12 protein-coding genes, 3 pseudogenes and 1 CRISPR repeat array are annotated in these 12,678 nt (G+C 69.1%); of the genes and pseudogenes, 8 read left to right on the top strand and 7 right to left on the bottom strand.

Annotation, left to right across the window (positions count from 1 at the left end):
* Window positions 1-137: 137 nt before the first annotated feature.
* Entirely contained in the window at window positions 138-773 is a 636-nt protein-coding gene (locus D7318_RS08625) for a TetR/AcrR family transcriptional regulator (RefSeq protein WP_120696283.1), read from the bottom strand.
* 166 nt (window positions 774-939) lie between these two features.
* Here D7318_RS08625 and D7318_RS08620 point away from each other — a divergent pair, with 166 nt between their 5' ends.
* The 4 genes from D7318_RS08620 (at window position 940) to D7318_RS08605 (ending at window position 5,003) form a co-directional block, all read left to right on the top strand.
* Window positions 940-1,884, top strand: a complete 945-nt coding sequence (locus tag D7318_RS08620; RefSeq protein ID WP_183091328.1) for an alpha/beta hydrolase — start codon at window positions 940-942, stop codon at window positions 1,882-1,884.
* Between the two features lie 158 nt (window positions 1,885-2,042).
* Window positions 2,043-3,248 (top strand): ABC transporter substrate-binding protein, encoded by a 1,206-nt coding sequence (locus tag D7318_RS08615; RefSeq protein ID WP_183091753.1) that lies wholly within the window; start codon window positions 2,043-2,045, stop codon window positions 3,246-3,248.
* On the top strand, window positions 3,226-4,182 hold the full coding sequence (locus tag D7318_RS08610) for a carbohydrate ABC transporter permease (RefSeq protein WP_183091326.1): 957 nt from the start codon (window positions 3,226-3,228) through the stop codon (window positions 4,180-4,182). The genes D7318_RS08615 and D7318_RS08610 overlap by 23 nt, the downstream gene beginning before the upstream one ends.
* Window positions 4,179-5,003 carry a carbohydrate ABC transporter permease gene (locus D7318_RS08605; RefSeq protein ID WP_120696281.1) on the top strand — a complete coding sequence of 275 codons (825 nt, stop codon included), beginning with the start codon at window positions 4,179-4,181 and terminating at the stop codon, window positions 5,001-5,003. Before D7318_RS08610 ends, D7318_RS08605 begins: the two co-directional genes overlap by 4 nt.
* Before the next feature lie 349 nt (window positions 5,004-5,352).
* Here the strand turns inward: D7318_RS08605 and D7318_RS32410 are convergent, their stop codons facing one another.
* Window positions 5,353-5,985: a hypothetical protein gene (locus tag D7318_RS32410; RefSeq protein ID WP_147437647.1), complete on the bottom strand. Its 633-nt coding sequence runs from the start codon at window positions 5,983-5,985 to the stop codon at window positions 5,353-5,355.
* A 103-nt stretch (window positions 5,986-6,088) separates the two neighbouring features.
* On the opposite strand from D7318_RS32410, the gene D7318_RS08600 reads away from it, so the two are divergent.
* Entirely contained in the window at window positions 6,089-6,712 is a 624-nt protein-coding gene (locus tag D7318_RS08600; protein WP_147437646.1) for a DUF6545 domain-containing protein, read from the top strand.
* Between the two features lie 92 nt (window positions 6,713-6,804).
* Window positions 6,805-7,382: a CRISPR direct-repeat array (repeat unit 29 nt; unit sequence CGGACCACCCCCGCTCGCGCGGGGAGAAC).
* A 267-nt stretch (window positions 7,383-7,649) separates the two neighbouring features.
* Here D7318_RS08600 and D7318_RS08595 read toward each other — a convergent pair.
* Together D7318_RS08595 and D7318_RS34750 are read right to left on the bottom strand one after the other, a co-directional pair.
* On the bottom strand, window positions 7,650-8,072 hold the full coding sequence (locus tag D7318_RS08595; RefSeq protein ID WP_230423536.1) for a DUF1173 family protein: 423 nt from the start codon (window positions 8,070-8,072) through the stop codon (window positions 7,650-7,652).
* Window positions 8,073-8,392: 320 nt separating this feature from the next.
* Window positions 8,393-8,545: pseudogene (locus D7318_RS34750) on the bottom strand (hypothetical protein); the annotation flags it as partial.
* Between the two features lie 40 nt (window positions 8,546-8,585).
* On the opposite strand from D7318_RS34750, the gene D7318_RS08585 reads away from it, so the two are divergent.
* The 3 genes and pseudogenes from D7318_RS08585 to D7318_RS34920 all read left to right on the top strand — a co-directional run.
* Window positions 8,586-9,047: a hypothetical protein gene (locus D7318_RS08585; RefSeq protein ID WP_147437645.1), complete on the top strand. Its 462-nt coding sequence runs from the start codon at window positions 8,586-8,588 to the stop codon at window positions 9,045-9,047.
* Between the two features lie 103 nt (window positions 9,048-9,150).
* Window positions 9,151-9,612: pseudogene (locus tag D7318_RS34925) on the top strand (GOLPH3/VPS74 family protein); the annotation flags it as partial.
* Between the two features lie 25 nt (window positions 9,613-9,637).
* Window positions 9,638-9,889, top strand: a pseudogene (locus tag D7318_RS34920) (GPP34 family phosphoprotein); the annotation flags it as partial.
* A 384-nt stretch (window positions 9,890-10,273) separates the two neighbouring features.
* Here the strand turns inward: D7318_RS34920 and D7318_RS08575 are convergent.
* The 3 genes from D7318_RS08575 to D7318_RS08565 form a co-directional block, all read right to left on the bottom strand.
* Window positions 10,274-10,849, bottom strand: a complete 576-nt coding sequence (locus D7318_RS08575) for a type 2 periplasmic-binding domain-containing protein (RefSeq protein WP_120696277.1) — start codon at window positions 10,847-10,849, stop codon at window positions 10,274-10,276.
* Between the two features lie 3 nt (window positions 10,850-10,852).
* Entirely contained in the window at window positions 10,853-11,146 is a 294-nt protein-coding gene (locus D7318_RS08570) for a Dabb family protein (RefSeq protein ID WP_120696276.1), read from the bottom strand.
* Window positions 11,147-11,268: 122 nt separating this feature from the next.
* Entirely contained in the window at window positions 11,269-12,576 is a 1,308-nt protein-coding gene (locus tag D7318_RS08565; RefSeq protein ID WP_120696275.1) for an aminotransferase class I/II-fold pyridoxal phosphate-dependent enzyme, read from the bottom strand.
* Window positions 12,577-12,678: the final 102 nt, after the last annotated feature.

The raw sequence follows: 12,678 nt of genomic DNA, 5'->3' as shown, positions 1-12,678 counted from the left end.
ACGGAGCCTCATCGGACCCGCCGAGCAGGAACTCGCCGCTGCTCCCGGTCCCGGCCGGGTGTGGGTGTCGACGGTCACGTAACTCCCCTGGGGCTGTGGTCATGTGATTCCCCCTGGAGTTGCCGGCTGGAGTACTGCTATGTGATGGCAAGGACTTCCACCTGTGCGGCAGCCCATCCGATGGCGGTCGCATGGGCGGGTACGTCGCTGTCGACGAGCCACGCCATCTCGAGGCCGCTGAGGAAGGCGAGGATCTCGATGGCCTTGGCGTGCAGGTCGACGTCCGCACGGATCTCGCCTCGCGATCGCGCGGACACCAACGTCTCCTCGAGTCGCGCGACGGTTTCGCGGTACTTGGCGGTGAGTCGGTCCTTGAGGGTGGCGTCGGTACCGACGTTCTCCGCGACGAGGATGGCGACGAGACCCACGAGCTCGGGTTGCTTCGGCCAGTCGGCGACGACGTCGGCGACGACGTCGAAGATTCCGAGCCCGGGATCCGGACCGCCCCGCCAGAGCAGGGCGTTCTCGTGCTCGTCCCGATTGTCGAGCACCGCGTGCAGCAGCTGCTCCTTGGTCGAGAAGTGGTGGAGCAGCCCGGTCTGAGAGACACCGGCCGCCGAGGCGATCTGGGCCAGGGACGTTCCCCTCGAGCCGTTCCGCGCGAGCAGCGAGGTCGCGACCTCGATGATGCGCGCGCGTCGCGCCTCCCCACGCGCCGAGATCTTGTTGCCATCGCCCCGCACGCCCGCGGTGGGCGTCGTTGGAGTACTCATGTCTCCCCATACTAGACAACCGACCGAGCACTCGTTACGTTTACGAAACAGACCGAGCACTCAGTTTGTTTCCGATACGACAAGGAGGTCAGTCGAGATGAACTCGCGAGGACCCGGGTCCGCGTCGCAGGCGGCCGACCTGACGGCTCCGAGGATCCGCCCTGAGGTGGGCAGGTACCTGGAGCTGAACCCGGACGGGGCGATGCGGTGGGATGACACGGAGGCGCTGCGCCGGACGACCCGCGATCGCGCGCTGGCGGTGCGGGGCGCGCTGGAGCCGGTCTTCTCCTCGGAGGACCTCGACGCCTCCGGGGTGCCGGTGCGACTCGTCCTGCCATCCCCCGACGTCATGGACGTGCTGGTATGGGTGCATGGGGGCGGTTGGGTCCACGGCGACCTCGACGGCTACGACGGAGTCGCGCGATCTCTGGCGAACCGCGCACGGTGCGCGGTCCTTTCGGTTGACTACCGGCTGGCTCCCGAACATCCGTTTCCCGCCGGGCTCGAGGACGTCCTGCGGGTGCTCGACTGGGCCCGATCGAGATACGGGGCCGTGGCCGTGGGCGGGGACAGTTCGGGCGGGAACCTCGCGGCCGCCGCTTGTCTGGCCGCCCGGGAGCGTCAGCTGGACCTCGCGACGCAGCTGCTGGTCTATCCGGTGCTCGACCACGGGGACAGCGAGTACAAGGCGGCCTTTCGGCGCCGCTATCGCGGCTTCATCGGACAGCGAGACTTCGGGGCCGCCGCCTGCGAACGGATCGCATGGCTCTGGGACCGGTACGACCCCGAGGGCAGTCACCGCGACGACCCTCTCGCCGCGCCCCTTCGAGCGGCCAGTCTGAGCGGCCTTCCACCCGCCACCGTCATCCTCGCCGAGCACGACGTGCTCCGCGGCGAAGGCGAGCACTATGCCGATCGTCTCCAGGACGCCGGGGTACCGGTCGACCTCCTGACGTTCCCCGGCCAGATCCACGGGTTCTTCCAGATGGCCGGCGTGACGCCGGATGCGCGCCGAGCCCTCGAGCTGGCCGGAGACGCGATCCGCAAGGCCTTCGACTCCGCATCGCCACATCCCCGCACCACACCGTTCGACCAGGAGGAGCAGAGGTGACCAGGTCCCGACATGTCGTGGCGGTCCCACGCTTCCGCGGACGCGCCACAACGACCTTGCTCCTGGGGGCCGCTCTCCTCCTGGCCGCCTGCGGCCCACCCGGTGCCGGTAACCCCGGTGGGCCAAGGCCACAGGAGCCCGCGACGAGACTGTCCGCCGTGTCCGGTCCGCTCCGCATCCTGGTCAGCACTCCGGACGTGCCCCTCTACGAGGCACTGGCCGAGGAGTTCGAAGCCGAACATCCGGATGCGGACGTCACCATCGACAGCGAGGACTTCTCCACGCTGATCACCAACGCCCCACGGATCCTGTCGACAAGCAATCCTCCCGACCTCATCAAGCTCGCGTCCTTCGGAAACCTGGTGAAGGACGAGATGATCATCGGCCTCGACGGCTACGCGGATGCCTACGGGTGGGACGACTGGCCGCAGTCGCAGTTCCTTTCCGCGCGCGTCGCCGCGGACGGACAGACCCGCGGTACGGGGTCGCTCTACGCGGTCGGTCCGGGCTTCGGGCTCACGGGCGTGTACTACAACAAGTCGCTTGCGGGCGAGATAGGAATGACGGACCCCCCGGAGTCGGTCTCCGAGTTCGAGGACCTCTTGGACCGGGCTCGCGAGAAGGGCCTCCTGCCCGTGATGGTCAACGGGAAGGACGGCGGCACCGCCTTCCTGTTGCAGAACCTCCAGATGGGCCATGCGGGAACGAGCGAGCCGATGCAGGCATGGACGTTCAACCAGCCCGGTGCGGACATCGACACCGAGCCGACCGTCCGGGCCGCCGCCGACCTCCAGGCATGGGGCGCCGACGGGTACCTTCCCGACGATGTCAACAGCATCGACCAATCCGCCGCGCCGATCCGGTTCGAGGAAGGTGAGGGCGTCTTCTTCCCGAGCGGCAACTGGCACGCACCCGGGCTCGATGAGTCGTCAGGCGCTTTCGGCTTCTTCCTGTTCCCGCCGATGGAGGAGGGCGGCCCGTACTCGGCCATGACAGCCGGTTCGAACCTGGCGATCTCCGCACGGTCGGAACACCCGCACGAGGCAGCCGCCTTCCTGGACTTCGTCCAGACCGACGCGACTGCCCGCGAGCTCACCGTTCGCCTGGGAGGACTGATCCCCGCCGGTCCCGAGAGCGCGCCCATGCCCACGACCGAACGCGGCTCGGCCGTGAGCGACACCGTGGCGGCGTTCCAGCACCTCGTGGCCAGCGACGGATTGGTCGACTTCATGGCGAACGCCACCGCGTCCATTCAGGTGAGCACGATCGTTCCCTCGATCCAGTCGCTCCTGGGTGGACAGATCACGCCCGAAGAGTTGGCCAGCCAGTTGGAGGACGGCTATGAGCGCGAACTCGGCCGTTGAGCCGGGGCGGGCGGTCCGTGAACGGATAAGTCCGCCGACGCGCGCGCCCAAGAAGCGCCTCCCACCGAAGATCGCCGGCCGCTCGATGGTGGGGCTCGTCTGGGCGGGCCCGGCCCTGGTGGCGTACGCCGTGTTCGTGGTGTACCCGTTCACGCAGACGGTTCGGTACTCGCTCTACGACTGGGACGGCTTCGGATCGGCGCGGTTCGTCGGGATCGAGAACTATCGACGCGTGCTGACCGACCCCCAGCTGGCGGGCTCGATCGGCCACGCCTTCGTACTGATCGTGTTCTTCACCGTCATCCCGGTCGGCGTGGGGCTGCTCTGCGCGGCGGCGCTGAGTCGCGTGGATCGCGGCCCTGTCGGGGGACTGGCGCGCGCGGTGCTGATCGTTCCCCAGATCCTGCCCCTGGTGGGCGCCGCCATCGCGTGGACATGGGCCTACTCGTCCGAGGGCGCGATCAACCAACTGCTCAGGGCTGTCGGCCTCGGGGGCCTCGCACGCCCGTGGCTGGCCGACTTCGACCTGGCTCTCCCCGCGGTGGGGCTCATCGGCACCTGGGTCTCGTTGGGCTTCTGCACGGTCCTTCTCCTCTCGGGCGTCGGCCGCATCGACAAAAGCCTCTTCGAGGCGGCCCGTCTCGATGGCGCGGGCCACTTCAGAGAGCTGACGACCGTGCTGATTCCCGGCGTTCGCCGCGAGATCACCGTCTGCGTGACCGTGACGGTGATCGCCGCCCTCGCCAGCTTCGACATCGTCTACGTCTCCACCGGCGGTGGGCCGGGCACCGAGACCATGGTCCCCGGCGTGGAGATCTACCGGCTGACCTTCCTGAGCCAGCAGGTGGGGCAGGCATCCGCGCTCGGTGTCGCATTGACCGTGCTCGTGCTCGCGGTGGTGCTGCCGCTTCAGTGGCTGGGACGTGAGCGATGACCAAGCGCTGGTCCCCGACGCACATGATGCGGTACGCGCTGTTGCTGGCACTCATCGTCTACACCCTGTTGCCGCTGATCAGCATGCTGACCACCGCGCTGGCACCCGAAGGCTCTGTGCCCCGCGGCCTCGAATGGCCCAGCGATCCCCAGTGGGGCAACTTCCGTCTGGCCTGGCGCGAGGCGGACCTGCTTCCGCTTCTGCTGTCCAGCAGTCTGATCGTGCTCGCGGTCGTACCGGTCTCGCTGGTGCTGGCCAGCTTCGCGGGATACGCCTTCGCGTTCCTGCGGATTCCGGGACGGAGAGTGCTGTACGTCGGCTTCCTCGCCGGGCTCGCTCTGCCGCTGGAGGCCCTGATCACCCCGCTGTACTACCAGGCGCGCTCGCTGGGGACCTTCGAGAGCCGCTGGGCGATCATCCTGCCTCTCATCGGGCTGTTCATGTCCTTCGGTGTGTTCTGGATGACGAACCAGTTCAAGAGCCTCACCCCCGAACTTCAGCAGGCCGCCCAACTCGACGGCGCCTCCCAATGGCAGATCTTCCGTCACGTTCACCTGCCTCTTGTGCGATCCGGCCTGTCCGTCCTGGGCATCCTGTACTTCCTCTGGACGTGGAATCAGTTCCTGCTCGCCCTGGTGCTCGTCAGTGATCCCCACCATCGCACCATGGCCGGGGCACTCGGGACCTTCCAGAGCCAGTACGGAACCAACATCGTCCTGTTGTGCGCCGCGGCCCTCATCGTCATGATCCCCTCCTTGCTCATCTACCTGGTGTTCCAGCGGCAATTCATCAACGCCATACTCCAGGGGGGACTGAAGTAGAACGAGACCGTTGTCGGCCCTGAACCCGGTGAACTCCATGGTGGTGGGGGCGCCGAACTCCCGCTCGCGGGCCGCGTTGAAGGCGCTCGATCGAGGCGGAGATGGTGCTGGACAGGATGGAACTGGCCGGTGCGAAGCGGCGCGGCGGGAGATGCTCGCCCACCCGTTCGGCCACTTCAACACGCCGTGTCCCACGTGGTCGTCCATGCCAAACCTCCCGGCACCGCCCGGCGCGCCCCTTCGCCGACTACGGCGCGATCCCTTTCGCCGAGGCAGAGGTCCCCGACGGCGTCACCGCGGTCCCCGGCGGCGTCACCGCCACCCAACTGGCCTGAGCCCCGAGCGACTTTCACCAGCGCCGGGCCGTCGAGCTCGGTGAGGATCGCAACCGCCCCAAGCTGCTCGTCCGGCCGACCGGGCCGGAGCCAGCACCGAGCCCATCAACCCGGTGAGGCCCGAAGGACTCCGCTGTGCAGGGCGGGCTCGGCGCCGTCGCGGACGGCGACGGTCTGGGCCCGTGGGTGTAGTAGCGCATGCCCACGCGGGTGGCGCTGGCGCTCACCGTCAACTCGTTGCCCTCGGGGAGGTAGACGGGGTGGCGCCGTCGGCGTTGCGGGTGATCATCCGCTGACCTTCGGCGTTCCAGGTCAGCTCCTGGTGCGGGCGTCGCCGTCGACATGGCGCGTGCCGGTGGTCGGCTGGCCCAGCCGCACGGTGTCGTGGGTCCAGGCCCATTGGCGTAGGCGGTGGCCTGGTGCGCGGTGCGGGCCGCGTTGGTGAACGAGCGTCGTTCCACGGTCCGTCCGAAGACGTCGATGATCGTCTCCGTGGCGGTGCCGCCATCGGGTGGCACGGTGGTCGTGCTCTCCGCGCCGTCGTAGAGCGTGGTGGTGCGGCCCTGTGCGTCGAACTCCCGGGAGACCGCGGAGGGGATCTGGTTGTCGCCCGCGGCGATCAGCGTGGTGGCGGGTGCGCCGCCCATCTGGTCGCCGACGCGGTGGTTGTGGTCCTGTGCGTGCGGTACGGGGCTTGGACCCTGCGATCGCGATCTGGCGTGGTCGCTGCGGCTGTTCGCGCTGGGCGGCGTGCTGGCGCTCGCCTACTGGGCCGGTCATCTTGTCCACCTCTACGTCCGCATCCCGGACGTGCTGCCGTGGTTGGCGGTGATCATCAACGTGCCTGGCGCCTGCCGGGCCCTCACCCTGCTGGTACCGACCGCGACCGGGGCCGTTCGGATCGTTCAACAGGCTCGTCTCGTCCGGGTCTTGTGGCCCCTGTGGCGGGACCTGTCCGCGGCCGTTCCCACGGTCGTGCTGGCCGCGCCGCGACCCACGCGGCTGCGTCAGCTGCTCGGGCCGCGCGGGTCTCTCGCGTTGCGGGGCATCGGCAGACCATCGAGATCCATGACGCCGTTCTCCCACTGCAAGCGCATCTCGCTCCGGACGGCTCATGGCCGTGCACCGCTCGGCGTCCGCGCCCTCGCGGTGCGCCCGGGATTCACCCACACCGGCGCTCCCCACATCGACACCATCCCCGACTGGATCCGGCTGTCCGTCGACCAGGTCGTCGACCAGGCCATGAAGGACCTACGGCGGCGGAGGCCGCGCAGCGTCGCCGGTCGGCACTTCAAGCTCTACGCGACCGCCGTCCACCACGCCCCCCGCCGCCTCGCCGCCCGCATGGCACGCTCGCGGACACCGAAGAACTGACGCCCACCTCACCAACGCCGCCCTGGAGTCGGCGCGCACGCCCGCGCGCGCGGGGAGAACGCGAACGACTCGGCGGTCACCGCGTCCAGGAACGGACCACCCCCGCTCGCGCGGGGAGAACGGCTGCGGAGGATGGTCTGATCCGCGTGCGAACGGACCACCCCCGCTCGCGCGGGGAGAACACGCGTTCGCCGATCGCGTCGCTGACGGCGTCCGGACCACCCCCGCTCGCGCGGGGAGAACCGTGCTGTACTCGGAGAACGTGTCGAGGAGGTCGGACCACCCCCGCTCGCGCGGGGAGAACGAGGATGTCCTCGGTGGGCAGTTCGTCGGCGGCGGACCACCCCCGCTCGCGCGGGGAGAACAACGCCCGCTCACCCGTAATGAGCGCGAAGTACGGACCACCCCCGCTCGCGCGGGGAGAACATCTCGCCGCCCTCCGTCGGGATCGTGAGCACCGGACCACCCCCGCTCGCGCGGGGAGAACTGCCGCGGTGAAATCGCGGTACCGGACAGCAGCGGACCACCCCCGCTCGCGCGGGGAGAACGATGGACGTCGTCATGTTCCTCCTCAGAGACCCGGACCACCCCCGCTCGCGCGGGGAGAACAGCGGGGCGGGCGGCGCGACGGTGCCGACCAGCGGACCACCCCCGCTCGCGCGGGGAGAACACCTCCTGAGCTGGGGCGTTACGGGTGCTTTGCCATTTCGTGATGTGTCGCGGTCGGGGCTGTGGCATGTCTGGGGTTGCACATGTGCCTTGCCTTCCGCTCGGTCCATGTCTCGCCGGGGAGGTGCTGACTCGAAGCTACCTCGCCGCATGACGTGGTCGTATGGGCGAAGGGCCGATTCGTGGTTGCGATCACGTCTGGACGTTGAACGACAAGCTCACGGACGTCGCGTCAGGTATGACATCGGTTGCGTTGTGTCCCATTCGATCACTGGGATGCCCTGGTTGCGGCAGTGGGTTTGCTTGATTGGGCGCGGCCGGAGACGGTGGGGTGGATCTTGTGGAACGGGCAGGGGGCGGCGTGTTCGTGGCCTTCGCCGGGCCATCCGGCGAGGTGGTGGTGGCCTGAGCGGACGCGGATGATCAGGCGGAGGGGTGGGGTGCGGCAGAGGTATTCGGCGTGGCCGATCTCGGTCCTGGCGCGGCTGAGGAACGAGCCGGGGGAGAGGTGGGCGTAGGCGTTCACCGGCTCGGTGCGGCCGTCCCGGGTGGTGCCGGTGAGGGTGACGATGGTGAACGTGCCGTGGCAGACCATCTTCCAGCGCATCCAACGCCCCGGCCGACGGCTGAAGCCGACGAGCATCCAGCCCAAGAGGGCTGGCGTGGCGGTGAGTTGGGTAGTGGGCAGCACAGCGGACGAGGGTATGGCGGGGAGCCTCGGGAGCGGGAGGGAGGCCGCTTGAGGTCGCCGAAGTGCCGGTCGCGGTTGAGTCGTTCGGCCAGCCAGTCGGCGAACGCGTGCTCGCCCCCGCGGCGGCACACGGCCCGCACGGCCGCCATCGTGCGCTGCGGGTAGGGGATCGCGCGCCATCCGGCCAGCAGCAGCCCACGGGCGCGCTCACCGTTCACGACACCCGCGCGTTCGCCCGACTCCAGGACACTGCGGAGGTTGACCAGTGGCCACGTCAACGCCCCGATGCTCGCCGCCCCGATCACCCGCACGCCCCGCGCCAACACGGCCAGAATCTTCTTGTGCCGCAGCGCGGGCGCCTGGTGGTACACGCCGTTGATGAGCAGCCACCGTGTCGCCGTGCGCGATGTCGACACCCGTACGCTGGGCGCGGACAGCGATGGTTCGGCCCGGCGTCGGCCCGACGAACACATGGATTACCACGAACTCCTTCTCGCGCAGAGGATCGGAGGGATGGCGTTGGCCGCCGCCCGCCACGCCCACGCCGCGCTCGGCGATGTCCACGGACTGCCCCTTGCCACCGACGGGGCGCGGCGTCACCTCGAACGCCCCGAGGCGCTCGACAAGAGCCTCATCATCGCCGCGTTCGCCGAGGACACGGCCAACTCGCGCCGCTTCTCCGACCTCTTGGCCGAGGCCGATCCACTCATCACCGCCTGGCTCGGCACCCACGCCGAACGCACCGAGGACCGCGACGCCCTTCTGAGTTCGGGGGGACCGTTCCCCGATTGGGAAACAACCCCGCACGCGTGGGGAGCGGAGGGCGTAACCTGCGGATTTATGGCGTCGGGGGGTGCTAGAGAATCGGACATCTCGCGCGGTCATCCAGGGGGAGGCGATGTGTTCCACCTCTACCATGGTGACGTGGCGGCGTGCTCGCTCCGCCTGATGTACCGAGGGGGCAGTCCCGTGTGACGCGGGGCGGATTCGATCAATCGCATGCGGTCGTTGTGCGCTCGTCGCGGAAGCCGCTCCTTCCGCCAGCCTTTCTACGGGCCGCTCCGGAAGGTACCGACGCATGACTCAGCAGCCCGACGAACCATCCAACGAGGCCAGGACAGACACGAGCGCGAACGGTCCTGACTCCCCGATCCTGCCCGAGGACCTCCTGCTTCTCCTCTTTCAACCCGAGTCCGGCGTCATCGCGGGCGAGAACACCCTCTTCTACGTCCTCGCCGGAGCTGTGCTCGCGGACCTCGTCCTTCAGGAATCCGTGGCAACGAGGACAACCCGGACCGGGTCCGTCAACGTGGAAGTCATCCGGGAGAAGGCGCCGTCGGATGAGATCCTCCTCTCTGCCTGGGAGTATGTGTCGGACAAACCCGGGGGCGTCCAGACGGTGCTCCCCGCGATCGGCCCGACACTCCGTCAGCCCCTGCTGCAACGCCTCATCGCACGCGGCGACATCCGTAAGGAAAGCCGCAAGGTACTCGGCATCTTCCGCACGACCGTGCTCAAGGACGGTCACAACCGGCGCAGGGGCCGGGCTTCTCGAAGAAGTCCGCGACGTCCTCGTCGAGGGCGCGGAGCCAACCGCTCGCATCGCCGCACTCGCCGCACTGCTCTGGGGCAGCGGCACGCTCCCACAGTTCGACCCGCGGATCCCCTGGACCTCATCGGTGATCAACCGCGCTCAGGAGCTGGAACGCGGCAACTGGAGTGCCGGAGCCGTCGGCGAAGCGGTCGCACGCACCATGACCGCGGTCATCGTCAACAACGTCATCAGCTCGACGGCCGTCGTGTCACCGCATCAGTGAGTCACCGGCCAGCCGGACCACACGTGCGTGCGGGGGTACCGCGGTACATCGTCCGGAGGCGCCCCGGCCCCGTCCGGCTCGGCTCGGCTCGGGTTGGCAGGGGCGACATGGCCGGGCTGGACCGGGACATGAGTCCGACGATGGACCGGTAGGCGGCCGCGTCGAGGCCACCGGACCCCCGGCAGATCGCGGCTCACCGGCAGCCTGACCGGCCACCGCCCTGGCACGAGGGTCCGTGATGTGCCCCGGGTCCGGTGAAGTCGGGTTGCCGGACAGTCAGTTGTTCGGCTGACCGACGCCATCCCCGGGATCCGCACAGCCACACCGCGGCACCCACGGCTTCCACCGGGAGCCGAGGTGTGGCCGTGTGGGTGGGGTGCGGGCTCAGGTGCGGATGAAGACCGACCAGACCATGCGGATCGGGCGCAGCCGGGAGATGAAGCGCAGTCCGTGCCGTGTGGCGGCCGGTTCGGTGGTGAGCGCGAGGTCGTAGCGGCGCTCGGCCACGGCCTGGGCCGCCTGGCTGGTGGAGTCCGCGGTGGCCACTTCGGGCAACGGGTAGGCGGCGGGCAGCAGTTGGGCGACCAACGGTCGCGGCGACGGGTGCGTCACCACGCTCGGGCGGTCGGACAGCGGACCGCCGTCGGCGCGCCGGGCGATGCCGTACAGCGGGGTGTCCATGACGAAGACGTCGGCCAGCGCGATGTCGTCGGCCATGTAGAAGTGGTGGATGTCCCGATAGGCGTTGGCGACGACCACATGGCTGACGGTGCCTGCCTTCAGGTCCTCCACGGCCTGTTCGTAGGTCGTCCTGAGCACGATCGACGGCCCGTCGGGCAGGCGGGTCCGCAGCAGCCGGGCGGCCTGCTCGCTGCTCGTGCCCTCGGGGCCGAGCGTTCCGATGGCCGGGGGCCCGGCCGGTGCGGGCCGGACGTCGATCCAGCCCAGCTCGACGGTCATGCGTCACTCCTCGATGTCGGCGACGACCCAGGTGCTGATGGCGCGCCACAGCGCCGCGGATTCCTGGTGGAAGGGGTGGTCCTGGTAGCCGCGCAGGGTGTCCTGGTCGGGCAGCAGGCCGATCGCGGCGAAGTCGTAGGCGATCGGACGGTCGGTGGTGTTGCGGCCCACCTGCCAGTGCAGGAGGCCGGGCACCCGCTCGCCGACGAGTCGCGAGGACCGTTCGGCCGCGAGGGCCGCGGGATCCTGCCAGCCGAAGCCTGGCTTGAACTTGAACAGCACGATGTGTCTGATCATCGGCATCCTTTTCGGGTCGAACGGTCACCGCATCGCCCATGCGGCAGCGGCGTGTTTTCCCGCATGGAGACATGAAGCGGACTTCACACCGGCTGACGCCCTTTTCCGAGAAATATTGGTGATCAGGCGGAATGGCCTGGCGTCTTGGCCTCGGCCGTCACGAAGGCGGTCAGCCGGTCGAGTCCCTCGTCGATCGACGCGTCGTCGAGCAGGCTGAAGGACAGCCGAATCTGGTGTGAGGAGGCCATGCCGGTGTGGAAGTGGTGCATGGGGGTCCAGATGACCCCGTGGTCGCGCGCCGATCTGCGCAGCGAACGGTCATCCACGGCGAACGGCACCGTCAGGACGACGAAGAACCCACCGGCCGGGGTGTTCCACGTCACCGGGCCGGTGGCGGCGAAGCGCGCGGTGAGGCCGGTCAGCACGTGCCGCAGGTTGGCGCGGTACACCTCGATCTCGCGCTTGTTCGCGGCGACCATGCTGCACCCGTGGCGCAGAAGCTTGCCACCGATGACGGCCTGGGCGACGGGTGAGGTGTTGAGGGTGACGTTGCTCTTGATCAGCGACAGCTGGTCCGCGAGCGTACCCGCGGGGCGGCCGTCCCTGGTGACGGGCTGGTCGGCCACGACGAAGCCGACGCGGGCGCCGGGCAGGCCGGTCTTGGCGAAGGAGCCGACGTGCACGACCTGGTGCCGGGTGTCGAGCGCCTTGAGGGTCGGCGGCCGGGTGGCGGGGTCGGCCTGGAAGAGGCCGTAGGGGTTGTCCTCGATGATCAGGAGGTCGAGATCGGCCGCGAGGTCGAGCAGGGCGATCCGGGTGGCCAGGTCAAGACTCGTCCCGGTGGGGTTGGAGAAGTCGGGCACGAGGTAGAGGGCGCGCGGCCGTTGTCCGCCGGCGCGGGCCGTTGCCACCTGACGCCCGAGGTCGGCGAGGTCGAGGCCGCCGTCTCCGTCCCCGACGTCAAGCACGGGCATGTCGAGCAGGCGCGCGGCGCCGGTCAGTCCGAAGTAGGTGGGCGCGACGGCGAGGACGACGTCCTGCGGGGAGGCGCGCAGGGACCGCAGCGTCAGGAACATCGCCTCCTGGCTGCCGACGGTCACCACCACCGCGTCGGGGTCGACGGTGATGCCCTCGTCGATCTCGAGGTAGCGGGCGACCAGGTCGTGGATGATGCCCTTCGTCCGCCCGTACTGGAACACGGTTCGGCGGGCCTCCTCGTCCGTCAGCCCCACCACCTCGGTGAGATGGGTGACGAAGGTGTCCAGGTAGCCGTGGAGCTGCTCGACCCGGAAGAACTCCTCGTAGGGTCGGCCGGCGGCGAAGGACACCGCCTGAGGGTGGTCCGAGGCGATGTCGTTCAGCAGATTCATCGAGAGCAGGACGGGATCGTCCAGCGAGGGATGCAGCTGCGCGAGGGATAATTCAGCCATTTCTCGATTCTCCTTCCCTGCGAATTCGACGGTCGGGATCGCGCGCACCGGAGTATTTCGCCAAAAGCGTGGACGCGGAAAACTCTGTCAGGGGAGATCGGC

It is taken from the genome of Streptomyces radicis (assembly GCF_003626575.1).
In the GTDB taxonomy this organism is placed as follows: domain Bacteria; phylum Actinomycetota; class Actinomycetes; order Streptomycetales; family Streptomycetaceae; genus Streptomyces; species Streptomyces radicis.
Note: the sequence above shows the minus strand (reverse complement) of the source record. Positions and strands in the feature narration are given on the sequence as shown.